This window comes from Aeromonas sobria, assembly GCF_006243315.1.
Taxonomy (GTDB): Bacteria; Pseudomonadota; Gammaproteobacteria; order Enterobacterales; family Aeromonadaceae; genus Aeromonas; species Aeromonas sobria_A.
On sequence record NZ_NKWE01000044.1, the window covers coordinates 50,982 to 64,856 of the forward strand.

The window sequence follows — 13,875 nt, forward strand, 5'->3', positions numbered from 1 at the left end:
TCACATCCATTTAAATCGGTCGTTTTAAGCTGATACTCTAATGCGCCCATACTTACACAGCGCAACATTGATTAACAGCGAATTAACAATGAAAAAATGTGAGGGGGATGACAAACTTGGAATTATTGAAAGCCGGTGATTCTACCGAACTTGACAAAACTTTACGATACAAACGGCCGTATCCACCGAATTTTCCATATGAAAATGGTGGTTTCCACCCAATATGACCCGCTCGATCTGCTGGAAGGCATCCTGACGGAGTTGCCATTGGGTTTCCAGCGCAGCAAAGCCCTGTTCCCCCTGGATCAACAGCACCGGACAACGGATAGACGCCATCAGTGCTCGGGCCTGCCCTTCGCTCATTCTTAGGGGCGAAAGATCCCGCAAACGGGGATCGCTGCGCCAGTGCCAGCGCCCAGCTCGCTTTTCAAGCTGTCGTTCACAAATTAGGCGCGCCGCCTGCGGCGTGATATCCGCCACTTTGCAACGGGCGGCCACCGCCTCATCAACCGAGGCAAAGCCGTTGGCACTGCGCTCCCGGGTACGACTGCGGTTTAAAATCGCTCGTCGCAGCTGGGCAGGCACCTCCTCATCGGGCTGGCTGAGCGGGCCCAACCCCTCCAGCATGATCAGCCGATCCACCTGTTCGGGAAACACCCCGGCATAGGCAGAAGCGATCAGCGCCCCGAGGGAGTGACCAAGCAGAGTGAAACGCGACCACCCTGCCGCCTGCACTATCTGGTAGAGATCGTCCAGCCAGTCGACAAAGACATAGGGGGTGGTTTTGTGATCGGAGTGACCGTGCCCCGGCAGATCGACACAGATGAGATGAAAATCACCCAGATACGGCGCCAGCGGCAAGAAGCTGGCACTGTTATCGAGCCAGCCATGCAGGGCAATCAGCAGGGGTTTTCCCTGCTGATCATGCTCAGCGGATTGGTTCTCCAGCAGGGCCACCTGCCGACCATCCGCCAGGGTGAGCAGACGCTCGTGCAGAGTGCTTATCATGGGGTTGATCATGGCCAGCCTTAGCGACGCAGCGGCCGTCTCGGCCAGAAGGGATCATAGAAGGGGTCGTAGAAGTAGGGGTCCATATAGCGGATCTCCACCTCTTTGACTGGCGGCCACAACTTGCTGGAGGTGATATCAATCACCGAGAAGCGGTATTTGTGCTGGCCAATCTGACCATCCACCGGCTTGCCTATGATGCCGAGCACCGTCAGGCTGCGCCCCTTGGCATAGAGGGTCGGATCGACAAAACCCTTCATGATGGCCAGAAAACGGCCCGGGCTCTGCTCGGTCTGCTCCGGTACACCGTTGGACTTGAGCGGCAGATAGACCACTTCAATAACGCTCTGATCCGCCTTGTTGTGCACCGCCGAGATAACGCCGCTCCAGCGGGCCGGTTTGCCCTCCATCCCGCCAAGGGCAGCTTGATAGGCCACCAGCTGATTTTCGGGCTCATAAGCCAGCTCCTTGGGTACCGAGCTGCAGGCCCCGAGCAGCAGGGCCAGCGCCCCGACCACCATCCCGCGTTTCATCATGTCGCTCCTGGTATTACGCATCATGTCACTCTCCTGTTGCCGGCGTGGCCCATCGGGCCATCCGCTGGTGTTGCAGCTGATGAGCGGCAAGAGCGACATGCCTCTTGCCCTTATTCGCGACCCGGCAGTTTTTTCCAGGTCACCTTGTCACGCAAATAGACCGGCGTCGCCTGCTCCACCGGCACCGCCTCCCCCGCCAGCCAGGCGGCGCGGGCCAGCGGCAGCATGTCTTCTGCTGCCGGGAAGCGCACCTGACTCACCGCCAACTCATCGGCCAGAGCACTCAAGGTCTCGCCATAGGTTTCAAAACCGGTGCCGACGCAGGTCACAGGGCCCGCCTGCTTGCCACGGGCGTCAACCAGTGCCGCAGGATCGCTCACCACCTCGTCGCCCACCAGTTGCATGCGGCCATCGATCAGCTCATAGCGGCCAAAATAGACCTCGTTCATCCGCGCATCGATGGCGGTCAGCACCTGTTCAGCGCCATCGAGACGATAGGCCCCTTGCGCCATGGCGGCCAGAGTCGAGATGCCAATCAGCGGCACACCTACCCCGAACGCCAGCCCCTGAGCCACGCTGATGCCGATCCGCACCCCGGTAAAGGAGCCCGGCCCACGGCCGAACGCGATGGCGTCCAGATCACTCAAACTTATCCCGGCATCCTCTAACACAGCCTGAACCATGGGCAGGATTTTTCGGGTGTGATCCCGTGGCGCCTCCTCCCAGCGGGAGAACAGCGTGTCACCCACCAGCAAGGCGGCGGAGCAGGCTTCGGTGGCGGTATCTACGGCCAGGATCTTCAACTCGTTCATGCTTTCCAATCTCTATAAAATCAGTCAATTACATAACCGGCAAGCGAGATATGCTCACCCGTTGTTCAAATCTGTTAGCTGGCGGCAAACTTATTCACTGCGATCGAAAAAGCTCCCCAGCGTCCCCAACTCCCGGGTGCGAGGGATGGCAGGCAGGCTCTTGATAAAGGTGGCACCGTAAGGTTTGTTGACCATCCGTGGATCACAGATCACCAGCACCCCGTGATCACTGCGATCACGAATAAGCCGTCCCACCCCCTGCTTGAGAGCAATCACCGCCTTGGGCAACTGCAGCTCGGCGAAGGGATCGCCCCCCTTGAGCTTGCAATCATCGACCCGCGCTTTGAGCAGCGGATCATCGGGGCTGGCAAACGGCAGCTTGTCGATGATAACACACGACAACGCTGCCCCTCGCACGTCGATCCCCTCCCAGAAGCTGCTGGTCGCCACCAGCACGGCGCGGCCATTCTCGACAAACTCCTTGAGCAGCCGCTGCTTGTTATCCTCCCCCTGCAGCAGCACGGTGCGGCCAATCTCCCGGCGCAGCACCTCGGCCACCTGACGCATCACCTGATGGCTGGTGCAGAGGAAGAAACAGCCCCCCGGCGTCTTGTTGATAAGCGGGATCATCAGATTGGCCAGCTGCTCGCCGCGACCAAAGGCATTGGGCTCCGGCAGATAGCGGGGCACACAGAGCCGCGCCTGCTCGCCATAGTCGAACGGACTGTCGAGGATCAGCTCGGCGCTGCCCGCCAGCCCCAGCTCGGCCTTAAAGTGATCAAAACGCATATCCACCGTCAGGGTGGCGGAGGTAAAGACCCAGGCCACCTCCGGTTTTTGCACCTCGGCACTGAAACGTTCAGCTACCGATAGCGGCGTCAAATTGAGGGAAAAATGCAGCCGCGAACAGTCATACCAGTATGAGAAACCGGTCTGATTGACCGCCAGCACCTCCCCAAGGCGGGTGCGCAGCTCGCAGATCCGCTCGAAAGCGTGATCCAGCTGCTCGCCACGGCCGAGCGCCAGTTTAAGCACCTCGTAGCAGAGCCCGATGGCATCGTTGAGACGAGCCAAGGCTTGCCCCCAGAGCGATTGGCGCAGCATGTCGCGGGTATTGCCGCGGCCGCCATCCACCCCGAAGGCTAGGCGCAGATCCTGACTGGCGATGGCGAGCCGGTCCGCCGCCTTGCCGAGCTGGGCCATGTCGTGGGCCTCAGCGCGATAGGCCAGCTGGATATCCTGTGCCAGATCCTGAATGGTGCGACTGCCCACCGACTTGCCGAAGTAGTTGGTGGCAATCTCCGCCAGCTGGTGCGCCTCGTCAAACACATAGACTTGCGCTTGGGGCACCAACTCACCAAATCCGGTGTCTTTCACCGCCATATCGGCGAAGAAGAGGTGATGATTGATCACCACCACCTGGGCATCCATGGCGCGGCGACGGGCCACCACCAGATGGCAGTCGTCGTAATAGGGGCAGTCGCGACCGAGACAGTTGTCGTTGGTGCTGGTGACATGGGCAAGGATCTCGGCGTTCTCCTGCAATCCCGGAATATCCCCCACATCGCCGTTATCGGTGGCGGTGGACCAGGATTTTACCTTCACCAGATCGTTGAGAACTTCCGGCTTTTGCAGATGGGATTCGCTCAAGAGCCGGTTCATCCGCTCGATGCAGAGATAGTTGCTGCGCCCCTTGAGCAGGGCCACTGGCGGGGTGTAGGAGAGCGCGCCTGTGATGGTAGGGAGATCCCGATAGAAGAGCTGCTCCTGCAGGTTCTTGGAGCCGGTGCTGATCACCACCCGTTTGCCGGACTCTAGCGCTGGCACCAGATAGGCGTAGGTCTTGCCGGTACCGGTCCCCGCCTCCACCAGCAGACGGCCACCACTTTTGATGGCGCGCGCGACCGCTTCGGCCATCTCCAGTTGGGGAGCGCGGGCTTTGAAACCGTCGATATGGCTGGCCAGAGGGCCATCTGGCTTGAACAGGGTCTGGATGGTCAAAAGGGCGTCCCGCAGCAAAAGCGGTCATTATGCCAAAAGCACGGCAAAAGCGGGACAGATAATCTGCTTAGACGAACAGATCGATCTGATGCTCAGGATCCGGTTTGTGATCATCCTCTTCCGCCTTGGACTGATCACGCTTGGCGGGGGTGTTATACGCCTGCTGGCGCTGCTGGGAGTCACTGTTGTCAGTGCTGGTCTTACGCAGTTGATGCTTCTTGCTGATCTGGTTCACTTCCCGCTTGATCTCTTCGCTGCCGGGCGCGGCGGGCGCCCGGGGCAAAATGGGGAACAACAGGTCCTGGCTGGGCATGATGGCGACTCCTGCAGGGGTTATTGTCTAGTTATCGACCAGAAAACCGTTTTCTCCACTTTAATCGATCAAATCACAATTTCGGGTTGCATTTTCTGTCAAGGCAGGTAGTTTAAATCAGGCGTCAATTACGACATCTTATTTTGTAAAGGATTGATTACATGAAGTTCACCCCCCTGAAGACTCATCACCACCATCATCATCCCGACTAGTCTTTCAGGAGGTTGACTGCTGGAAGACACTTAACTGGTGACTTCCAAAAGGACCGCAAGATTCATAAACCCTCGGAAGCACACACTTCCGAGGGTTTTTTCGTTTTTGACTAGAAGGAAATAGAGCAAATGGAAACACAACGTCTGCGTATCGCCATGCAAAAGTCCGGTCGTCTGAGCCAGGATTCCCAAGCCCTGTTCAAGAGCTGCGGCCTCAAGATCAACCTGCGCGAGCAGCGCCTTATCGCCCATGTCGAGAACATGCCCATCGATATCCTGCGAGTGCGCGATGACGATATCCCGGGTCTGGTGATGGAAGGGGTGGTCGACCTTGGCATCATCGGCGAGAACGTGCTGGAAGAGGCACAGCTTATTCGCGCGTCCCAAGGATTGCCTGCACAGGTCAAAACCCTCAAGCAGCTCGACTTCGGTGGCTGCCGCCTCTCGCTGGCAGTGCCGGAAGATGTGGCCTACACAGGGCCACAAAGTCTGGCAGGCAAGCGCATCGCTACCTCCTACCCCGGGCTGCTCAAGCGCTTCTTTGATGAAAAGGGTCTTGGCTTCAAGAGCGTGATGCTGGGGGGCTCGGTAGAAGTGGCACCCCGTGCGGGTCTGGCCGATGCCATCTGCGATCTGGTCTCCACTGGCGCCACCTTGGAGGCCAATGGCCTTAAGGAAGTGGAGGTGATCTACCGCTCCAAGGCGGTGCTGGTACAGGCTCCCAACCCCTTATCCGATGCCAAGCAGAAGCTGATCGACAAGCTGCTGCCCCGCATTCAGGGGATGCAGCAGGCCCGCGAGAGCAAGTACATCATGCTGCATGCCCCCAAAGACAAGCTCGATGCCATCACCGATCTGCTGCCGGGTGCCGAGCGCCCCACCATCATGCAGCTGGCCGGAGACACCAATCAGGTGGCCCTGCACGTCGTCTCCAGCGAGACCCTGTTCTGGGAGACCATGGAGCAGCTCAAGGCCCTCGGCGCCAGCTCCATTCTGGTGCTGCCCATCGAAAAAATGATGGAATAAGGAAGGGATATCATGCAGACCCTGATCTGGAAGACCCTTTCCGCCGCCCAGCAGGCCGACGTGCTGACCCGGCCCGCCCTCAATGACGAGGCCGATATCGGCGCCGTGGTGCGGGATATCATCGCAGCGGTGCGCAGCCGTGGCGATGAGGCCCTGCGCGAGCTGAGCCTGCGTTTCGAGCGAGCCCCCCGTGAGCAGTTGCGCGTCAGCGAAGCCGAGATTGAAGCTGCCTGCGCGCGGCTGGATGACGAGATCAAAAGCGCCATCGAGGCGGCGATTGCCAACATCCGCACCTTCCACGCTGCCCAAGTGCAGCCGGTGGTGCGAGTGGAGACCCAGCCCGGGGTGGTGTGCGAGCTGCGCACCCAACCCATCAGCCGGGTCGGCCTCTATGTGCCGGGGGGCAGCGCACCGCTCCCCTCCACCGTGATGATGCTGGCTATTCCGGCGGCTATCGCCGGTTGCCGTGAAGTGGTGCTCTGCACCCCGTCCCCCGCCAGCGACGAGATCCTGTTTGCCGCCCGCGCCTGCGGGGTCGAGAAGGTGTTCGCCATCGGCGGTGCCCAGGCCATCGCGGCCATGGCTTACGGCACGGACAGCATCCCGAAGGTGGACAAGATCTTTGGCCCGGGCAACGCCTATGTGACCGAAGCCAAGGGACAGGTTTCCCGCGACTGGCGCGGCGCCGCCATCGACATGCCAGCTGGCCCCTCCGAGGTGCTGGTGATTGCCGACGAGAGCGCCAACCCGGCCTTCGTGGCGGCAGACCTGCTCTCTCAGGCCGAACACGGCCCCGACAGTCAGGTGGTGCTGGTCACCACCTCGCCCCTACTGGCCGATGCCATCGCAGGGGAGATCAAGCGCCAGCTGGCCAAGTTGAGCCGCCGCGAGATCGCCGCGCAGGCGCTCGGCAGCAGTCTGGTGATCCTCTGTGACGATCTGGCCGAAGCGTGCGCCATCTCCAACGCCTATGCGCCGGAGCACCTGATTGTGCAGACCCAAGCGCCTCGTGATCTGCTGGATAAGCTGGAGAACGCTGGTTCCATCTTTCTTGGCCAGTGGACACCCGAGTCGGTCGGTGATTACGCCAGCGGCACCAACCACACCCTGCCCACCTATGGCTACGCCCGCACCTGCTCCAGCCTTGGCCTCGCCGATTATCAGCGCCGCTACACGGTGCAGGAGCTGAGCGTCGAGGGCATTCAGGGGCTCGGCCCCATCGTTCAGCGCATCGCCCAAGCCGAGGGGCTCGATGGCCACAAAAATGCCGTCACCCTCAGGTTGAACGCCCTGGCCGCCGCGCCCCAACCAACAGCACAGCAGAAGGATTTGTCATGAGCATTGCCAATCTGGCGCGCCGCGTGGTGCGGGCCCTTACCCCTTATCAATCCGCTCGCCGCATTGGCGGCAAGGGCCACGTCTGGCTCAACGCCAACGAGGCACCGCAAGCTTACCCCTTCACCATCGAGGGGAGCCGCCTCAACCGCTACCCCGAATGCCAACCGGCCGAGGTGGTGAGCGGCTATGCCGCCTACGCCGGGGTCAATCCCGATCAGGTATTGGTGAGCCGCGGCGCCGACGAGGCCATCGAGCTGCTGATCCGCACCTTCTGCGAAGCGGGTGAAGATCAGATCCTGATCTGCCCGCCCACCTACGGCATGTACGCCATCAGCGCCGAGACCTGCGGCGTCGGTATCGTCGAGCAACCGCTGACCGCCAGCCGCCAGCCTGACTGGCCCGCCATCGCCGATCGCCTCGGCGACGTGAAGCTGGTGTTTCTCTGCTCCCCCAACAACCCCACCGGGGATCTGGTGGGGCGCGATGGCCTGATCGCCCTGCTGGAGAAAGCGCGGGATCGCGCCATCGTGGTGGTGGACGAGGCCTATATCGAGTTCTGCCCCGAGGCGTCCGTGGTAGACCTGCTGGCCCGCTTCCCCAATCTGGTGGTGACCCGCACCCTCTCCAAGGCCTTTGCGCTGGCGGGGATCCGCTGCGGCTTCACGCTGGCAAGCCCCGAGGTGATCGCCATGCTGGCCAAGGTGATCGCCCCCTATCCCATCCCCGAGCCCATCGCCCAGATCGCGGCGCAGGCCCTCTCCCCCATGGGACTGGAACTGATGCAGGAGCGAGTGATGGAGCTCAACAAGCAAAAAGCCGCCTTCAAGGCAGAGCTGGCCAAGCTTGCCTGCGTCAAAGCGGTGTTTGAGGACAAGGGCAACTTCGTGCTGGTGCGCTTTGTGGATGGCGCCGCCGTCTTTGCCGCCATGAAGGCCGCCGGCATCATACTGCGGGATTTCTCCAGCAAACCGGGCCTGGACAACAGCATTCGCGTCACCATCGGCTATCAGGGCGAGATGGATGCCGTGCTGGCGGTATTGCGTGACCTGCCCTCTCCCACTTTGTAAGACAAGGATGTAGCGATGAAGACCCCGTTTTTGTTTATCGACCGCGACGGCACTTTGATAGAAGAGCCGGTGACCGACAAGCAGGTGGATAGCCTCGCCAAGCTGCGCTTCGAGCCCATGGTCATTCCGGTGCTGCGCGAGTTGCAGGCCGCCGGTTACGTGCTGGTGATGGTGACCAATCAGGATGGGCTGGGCACCGCCAGCCTGCCGCTGGAGAACTTCCAGCCGCCTCACGACCTGATGATGCATTTATTTGAATCGCAAGGGGTGAAGTGGGAGCAGGTGCTGATCTGCCCGCACTTCCCCACCGACGGCTGCAGCTGCCGCAAGCCCCACCTCGGGCTGGTAAAGGAGTATCTCGCCTCGGGTCGTATCGACTTTGCCAACTCCTTCGTGATTGGCGATCGCCAGACCGATCTGCAGCTGGCCGAGAATATGGGCATTAGTGGCATTCGCTACCACCCGCAGGATCACGACTGGCTCGCCATCCGTGATCAGCTGCTCACTGCTCTTAGTCCAAATAAGGGCCGCGTCGCCTCGGTGGAGCGCAACACCAAGGAGACCCGCATTCAGATAGCTGTTGATCTCGACCCTTCAGCCACCAACAACAGCAGCGGCAACCAGATCGCCACCGGCATCGGCTTCTTTGATCACATGCTGGATCAGATCGCCACCCACGCTGGTTTCCAGCTCAAGCTCAACGTCAGCGGCGATCTGCATATCGACGATCACCACACAGTGGAAGATGTAGGGCTGGCCCTAGGTCAGGCTCTGCGTCAGGCCCTTGGCAACAAGCGCGGCATCGGCCGTTTCGGCTTCGTGCTGGCGATGGACGAGGTGCAGGCAGTGATCGATGCGCGCCCGCTGACTGAACAGGAGGTGAGCACAGCGCTGGATTTGAGCGGCCGCCCCTACTTCGTGTTTGACTGCCCGAGCGGCTTTGGCCGCGACAACGTAGGCGAGATGGCCACCGAGATGGTGCCCCACTTCTTCCGCTCAATCTCGGATGCCATGGCCATCACCCTGCAAATGAAGGTGGGCAGCGGCAACACCCACCATCAGGTGGAGGCGCTGTTCAAAGGCTTTGGCCGCGCCCTGCGTCAGGCCATTCGGGTGGAAGGGAGTGACCTCCCCTCCAGCAAGGGAGTGCTGTGATGGATGTGAGCAAGCAGAAGCTGGTCATTATCGATACAGGCTGTGCAAATCTGGCCTCGGTCAGAATGGCGTTCGAGCGCCTCGGCGTGCGGCCCTTGGTCTCCAGCCAAGCGGCTGATATCGAGCAGGCCGACAAGCTGATCCTGCCCGGTGTCGGCACTGCGGTGGCCGCCATGAACAACCTCAACGAACGGGGGCTGGTGCCCCTTATCCGCGCCGCCAAGCAGCCGCTGCTGGGCTTTTGCCTCGGCATGCAGATGCTGGCGGAGGCCTCCGAAGAGAGCATGGGCACGCAGGGTTCGCCAGAGCGGCTTATCGACTGCCTTGGCATAGTGCCGGGCAAGATCCGGCTGATGGAAGTGGGTAACCTGCGCCTGCCCCATATGGGCTGGAACCAGATTGAGCATGACGAGACCCATCCCCTGCTCAAGGGGATCCCGAGCGGCAGCTACTTCTACTTCGTTCACTCCTATGCGCTGGAGGTGACAGAAGCGACGCTGGCGACCTGCGACTACGGCAAGCCTTTCACCGCCATCGTGGGCGGGGTTGCTGAGCACAGCAACTTCTTTGGCGCCCAATTCCACCCGGAGCGCTCAGGCGCAGCCGGTGCCCGTTTGCTGCAAAATTTTCTGGAGCTTTGAATGATCATTCCCGCAATTGACCTGATCAACGGTCAGGTGGTCCGTCTCTATCAGGGGGACTACGAGCAGAAGACCGAATACAGCAGCAGCCCGCAGGCCCGCTTCGATGAATATGTCTCCCAGGGGGCGGTGCAGCTCCATCTGGTGGATCTGGACGGTGCCAAGGATGCCAAGGCGCGCCAGTTGCCCCTGCTGACCCAACTGCTGTCAGCCACCGAAGCGCCGGTGCAGGTCGGTGGCGGTGTACGCACAGAGCAGGATGTGGCAGATCTGCTGGCCGCCGGAGCCAGCCGGGTGGTGATCGGCTCCACCGCGGTCAAATCCCCGGATCTGGTGGCCAGCTGGATGGAGAAATATGGCCCCGAGCAGATCGTGCTGGCGCTGGACGTCAATATCGATGAGCAGGGTAATCGCCATATCGCGGTGGCAGGCTGGCAGGAGAACAGCGGCGTGACCATCGAAGCGCTGATCGAGCGCTTCCTGCCCGCCGGGCTCAAGCATGTGCTCTGCACCGACATCAGCCGTGACGGCACCCTCGCTGGCACCAACGTCGAGCTCTATCGGGATCTCTGCGCCCGCTACCCGAGCGTCGCTTTTCAGGCTTCTGGCGGCATTGGCGGCATCGCGGATATCGAGGCGCTCAAGGGCTCCGGCGTCAAGGGGATCATCCTTGGCCGCGCCCTGCTGGAGGGCAAGTTCTCGGTAGGTGACGCCATCGCCTGCTGGCAAACGCCCGCAGCCGTTACCACAGGAGGCAACTGATGCTGGCAAGACGCATTATCCCCTGCCTCGACGTGAAAGATGGCGTGGTGGTCAAAGGGGTGCAGTTTCGCAACCACGAGGTGATGGGCGGCATTGTCGAGCTGGCGCGCCGCTACGCCGAGGAAGGGGCAGACGAGCTGGTGTTCTATGACATCACCGCCTCCAGCGATGCGCGAGTGGTGGACAAGAGCTGGGTGAGCCGGGTAGCGGAGGTGATCGATATCCCCTTCTGCGTCGCCGGTGGCATCAAAAGTGTGGAGGACGCCCGCCAGATCCTCGAATTTGGTGCCGACAAGGTCTCCATCAACTCTCCGGCGCTGGCCGATCCGACCCTCATCAGCCGACTGGCCGAGCGCTTTGGCGTGCAGTGCGTGGTGGTGGGCATTGACTCCTACTTCGATGCCGAGACGGGCCACTATCAGGTCAAACAGTTTACCGGTGACGAGAGCCGCACCCGCACCACCGCCTGGCACACCCTCGATTGGGTGCAGGAGGTACAAAAGCGCGGCGCGGGCGAAATCGTGCTGAACGTGATGAATCAGGACGGCATGCGTCAGGGTTATGATCTCGACCAGCTCAAACTGGTGCGCAGCGTCTGCAAGGTGCCGCTGATTGCCTCCGGCGGCGCCGGTGCCATGGCGCACTTGCGCGATGCCTTTACCCTCGCCGATGTGGATGGGGCGCTGGCCGCCTCGGTATTCCACAAGGGCCTTATCCCCATTCCCGAATTGAAACGCTGGCTGAAAACCGAAGGAGTCGCCATCCGTGAATAACTTTTCTGAAAATGCACAAACAACCGCCAGCGCGCGCCCCCTTGCCGAGCAGCTCGACTGGGCCAAGTGCGATGGAATGATCCCCGCCATCGTCCAGCACGCCGCCAGTGGCGAGGTGCTGATGCAGGGCTTTATGACCCGCGAAGCGCTGGAAAAGACCCAGGCCACAGGTCAGGTCACCTTCTTTAGCCGTAGCAAACAGCGGCTCTGGACCAAGGGTGAAAGCTCGGGCAATGTGCTCAACCTCGTGGCCATCAGCACCGACTGCGATCAGGATTCCCTGCTGATTGCCGCCAACCCCGTCGGCCCCACCTGTCACAAGGGCCCCCCCTCCTGCTTCCATGGTCACCCGCTGCCGCCGCTCGGTTTTCTGGCAGAGCTGGAACAGATCCTGGCCGCCCGCAAAGGGGCCGATCCGGCCACCAGCTACACCGCCAGCCTCTACGGCAAAGGCACCAAGCGCATCGCCCAGAAGGTCGGTGAGGAAGGTGTTGAAGTGGCGCTGGCCGCCATGGCCAAGGATCGGGAGGAGCTCATCAACGAATCCGCCGATCTGCTCTACCACCTGACCGTGCTGCTGCAAAATGAAGGGCTGGGATTACAGGATGTGGTGCAGCGACTTTATGAGCGGCATAATAAATAACTGTATATTGATAGATGGGCGTGAAGCCCATCTATCATAGCGACCGTGTAGATAATTAAACTGCCGCAATATAATCCTGACCTTCCATTTGCCACTTCTATTCTGCTTACTCCCCATAGAAATAAACTAACCAGCAATTATCAGGTACTGCTGTACCGTTCTCTCAATAAATGGTTCAGAGGGCACATGGATAATATTTTCAGAGTGTCATCAGCCCATCAGTTACTTTTATACATACAAATGTTTTCATAAACATCGTGTTGATCAAGTTTTTACTACTTGCGCAAGAATATGATGCAACTACATAAATGTATCTTTCACTTATAGTACTCACAGGTGAAAATTTGAACTCACAGATAGAATTTCTGCTTGACAGTGTACACTCAAAAATTGTTGAACATGAAAAGGCCAGCGTTCAAAATGGTGTTAACTTCAATCTATTCTCCATTCTTAACATTGAAAGAGATGAGGTTGGCACACATTCAAGGTTTATATATGAATTATTAAATCCGAAAGGGGCGCACAACCTTGGTTATTATCCTGTAAAAACCCTCCTAGGGATAATTAACTTGGATGTCGATGATCATAACATAGAGGTTCGACGAGAGGATCTCACCACATCAGGAAGAAGGATCGATTTCACCATCAGTACCAAAAGTCATCTGATTGGCATTGAAATGAAGATTGATGCGGGAGATCAATACAATCAGCTTGATGACTATTATGATGAATTGTTTTTACGTGCTAAGGCTAATGAAAAAGTATCAATTTTTTATCTCACTTTAAATGGTAGAAACCCATCAATATATAGTTTAGGAAAACTACCAATTGAATGTGTTAATTGTATTTCTTTTGATATACACATTTTAACATGGCTTCAAAAGTGCGTAGAACGAGCGCCTAAGGAGTCAGTAGTAAAACAAACTCTTAATCAATATCTATCATTGGTGGAAAAATTGACTCATAAAAGTGGCCTTACCCCTTCCCTCTCTAACGAACTTGCTGGTTCTACTGAGAAAATGCTAGCTGCCTTATCAATATCTGAAGCAGTAGTTTATGCAAAAGAAAGTATTATGAGATTGTTTTGGAACGAACTTAATGCAAAACTAATCTCTGTAGGAAAGAAACCTGAAATATATGGCGGCAGTAATATAGATGACATTTGTCATGCCTATTTTTTTAAAAGCAAAAACAATCGCAATATCGGAATACGCTACTGCATATATCAAGATAGCTTCAAGAGTATATGGACCTATATAAATTTGTATTCATGGCTACATTATGGCCTGCGCAGTCACGACAAAAATAATCGCTTGTGTGTTGACCCAGAGTTAAAGTCATCAATCAATAACGATTTTGGTGTGGGTAACGCATTTTCAGCCAAAGAACCTGATTGGTTATCTTGTTATTACTTTGACCCAGACCAAGAATGCCCGCATCCAATAGCATTCGAAAAATATGAAAATAATGAAAGCTGTACCTATGTTTATTTTACTCAAATTAAAAATAGAACTCTTCGCATCGAGCAACTAATACAACACATCTATAAAATGGAAAGTAATATCAAATATCTTTTCACATAAAATGT

The 13,875-nt window shown here is 58.1% G+C and carries 14 protein-coding genes and 1 other annotated feature; of the genes, 9 read left to right on the top strand and 5 right to left on the bottom strand.

The features are described 5' to 3' along the window. Positions 1 to 141 precede the first annotated feature (141 nt). From CF137_RS14545 to CF137_RS14565, 5 genes are all read right to left on the bottom strand, one after another. The gene (locus CF137_RS14545) at positions 142 to 1,008 is read right to left on the bottom strand and encodes an alpha/beta fold hydrolase (protein ID WP_139719860.1); all 867 of its coding nucleotides are present in this window, start codon (positions 1,006 to 1,008) and stop codon (positions 142 to 144) included. 20 nt (positions 1,009 to 1,028) lie between these two features. Beyond that, complete coding sequence (locus CF137_RS14550) at positions 1,029 to 1,544, bottom strand: Slp family lipoprotein (RefSeq protein WP_139719919.1); 516 nt, start codon at positions 1,542 to 1,544, stop codon at positions 1,029 to 1,031. Between the two features lie 110 nt (positions 1,545 to 1,654). Further along, complete coding sequence (gene tsaB, locus CF137_RS14555; protein WP_162515945.1) at positions 1,655 to 2,356, bottom strand: tRNA (adenosine(37)-N6)-threonylcarbamoyltransferase complex dimerization subunit type 1 TsaB; 702 nt, start codon at positions 2,354 to 2,356, stop codon at positions 1,655 to 1,657. Positions 2,357 to 2,446: 90 nt separating this feature from the next. Further along, positions 2,447 to 4,357 carry an ATP-dependent DNA helicase gene (locus tag CF137_RS14560; protein ID WP_139719862.1) on the bottom strand — a complete coding sequence of 637 codons (1,911 nt, stop codon included), beginning with the start codon at positions 4,355 to 4,357 and terminating at the stop codon, positions 2,447 to 2,449. A gap of 67 nt (positions 4,358 to 4,424) precedes the next feature. Continuing rightward, positions 4,425 to 4,670, bottom strand: a complete 246-nt coding sequence (locus tag CF137_RS14565) for a hypothetical protein (protein ID WP_139719864.1) — start codon at positions 4,668 to 4,670, stop codon at positions 4,425 to 4,427. 187 nt (positions 4,671 to 4,857) lie between these two features. Then, positions 4,858 to 4,986, top strand: a sequence feature (His leader region). Between the two features lie 25 nt (positions 4,987 to 5,011). Between CF137_RS14565 and hisG the strand changes: the two genes are divergently transcribed. The 9 genes from hisG to CF137_RS14610 all read left to right on the top strand — a co-directional run bounded on the left by hisG (position 5,012) and on the right by CF137_RS14610 (position 13,870). Next, positions 5,012 to 5,908: an ATP phosphoribosyltransferase gene (hisG, locus tag CF137_RS14570; protein ID WP_101319962.1), complete on the top strand. Its 897-nt coding sequence runs from the start codon at positions 5,012 to 5,014 to the stop codon at positions 5,906 to 5,908. A gap of 12 nt (positions 5,909 to 5,920) precedes the next feature. After that, positions 5,921 to 7,246, top strand: a complete 1,326-nt coding sequence (gene hisD, locus CF137_RS14575) for a histidinol dehydrogenase (RefSeq protein WP_139719866.1) — start codon at positions 5,921 to 5,923, stop codon at positions 7,244 to 7,246. Further along, complete coding sequence (hisC, locus tag CF137_RS14580; protein WP_139719868.1) at positions 7,243 to 8,313, top strand: histidinol-phosphate transaminase; 1,071 nt, start codon at positions 7,243 to 7,245, stop codon at positions 8,311 to 8,313. Before hisD ends, hisC begins: the two co-directional genes overlap by 4 nt. 15 nt (positions 8,314 to 8,328) lie before the next feature. Further along, on the top strand, positions 8,329 to 9,468 hold the full coding sequence (gene hisB / locus CF137_RS14585; RefSeq protein WP_139719870.1) for a bifunctional histidinol-phosphatase/imidazoleglycerol-phosphate dehydratase HisB: 1,140 nt from the start codon (positions 8,329 to 8,331) through the stop codon (positions 9,466 to 9,468). Further along, positions 9,468 to 10,109, top strand: coding sequence for an imidazole glycerol phosphate synthase subunit HisH (hisH, locus tag CF137_RS14590; protein ID WP_139719872.1), 642 nt, complete (start codon positions 9,468 to 9,470; stop codon positions 10,107 to 10,109). Before hisB ends, hisH begins: the two co-directional genes overlap by 1 nt. Continuing rightward, positions 10,110 to 10,871, top strand: a complete 762-nt coding sequence (gene hisA, locus CF137_RS14595; protein WP_033115885.1) for a 1-(5-phosphoribosyl)-5-[(5-phosphoribosylamino)methylideneamino]imidazole-4-carboxamide isomerase — start codon at positions 10,110 to 10,112, stop codon at positions 10,869 to 10,871. It abuts the gene before it with no gap. Beyond that, positions 10,871 to 11,644, top strand: a complete 774-nt coding sequence (gene hisF, locus CF137_RS14600; protein ID WP_139719874.1) for an imidazole glycerol phosphate synthase subunit HisF — start codon at positions 10,871 to 10,873, stop codon at positions 11,642 to 11,644. Before hisA ends, hisF begins: the two co-directional genes overlap by 1 nt. After that, positions 11,637 to 12,287 carry a bifunctional phosphoribosyl-AMP cyclohydrolase/phosphoribosyl-ATP diphosphatase HisIE gene (hisIE, locus tag CF137_RS14605; RefSeq protein WP_139719876.1) on the top strand — a complete coding sequence of 217 codons (651 nt, stop codon included), beginning with the start codon at positions 11,637 to 11,639 and terminating at the stop codon, positions 12,285 to 12,287. Before hisF ends, hisIE begins: the two co-directional genes overlap by 8 nt. A 344-nt stretch (positions 12,288 to 12,631) precedes the next feature. Beyond that, positions 12,632 to 13,870, top strand: a complete 1,239-nt coding sequence (locus CF137_RS14610; RefSeq protein WP_162515946.1) for a PDDEXK-like family protein — start codon at positions 12,632 to 12,634, stop codon at positions 13,868 to 13,870. Positions 13,871 to 13,875: the final 5 nt, after the last annotated feature.

Bases quoted from the DNA above. Each gene is read 5' to 3' on its own strand.
- CF137_RS14545 (WP_139719860.1), bottom strand. From the start codon at position 1,008: ATGATAAGCACTCTGCACGAGCGTCTGCTCACCCTGGCGGATGGTCGG.
- CF137_RS14550 (WP_139719919.1), bottom strand. From the start codon at position 1,544: ATGATGAAACGCGGGATGGTGGTCGGGGCGCTGGCCCTGCTGCTCGGG.
- tsaB (WP_162515945.1), bottom strand. From the start codon at position 2,356: ATGAACGAGTTGAAGATCCTGGCCGTAGATACCGCCACCGAAGCCTGC.
- CF137_RS14565 (WP_139719864.1), bottom strand. From the start codon at position 4,670: ATGCCCAGCCAGGACCTGTTGTTCCCCATTTTGCCCCGGGCGCCCGCC.
- hisG (WP_101319962.1), top strand. From the start codon at position 5,012: ATGGAAACACAACGTCTGCGTATCGCCATGCAAAAGTCCGGTCGTCTG.
- hisD (WP_139719866.1), top strand. From the start codon at position 5,921: ATGCAGACCCTGATCTGGAAGACCCTTTCCGCCGCCCAGCAGGCCGAC.
- hisC (WP_139719868.1), top strand. From the start codon at position 7,243: ATGAGCATTGCCAATCTGGCGCGCCGCGTGGTGCGGGCCCTTACCCCT.
- hisB (WP_139719870.1), top strand. From the start codon at position 8,329: ATGAAGACCCCGTTTTTGTTTATCGACCGCGACGGCACTTTGATAGAA.
- hisH (WP_139719872.1), top strand. From the start codon at position 9,468: ATGGATGTGAGCAAGCAGAAGCTGGTCATTATCGATACAGGCTGTGCA.
- hisA (WP_033115885.1), top strand. From the start codon at position 10,110: ATGATCATTCCCGCAATTGACCTGATCAACGGTCAGGTGGTCCGTCTC.
- hisF (WP_139719874.1), top strand. From the start codon at position 10,871: ATGCTGGCAAGACGCATTATCCCCTGCCTCGACGTGAAAGATGGCGTG.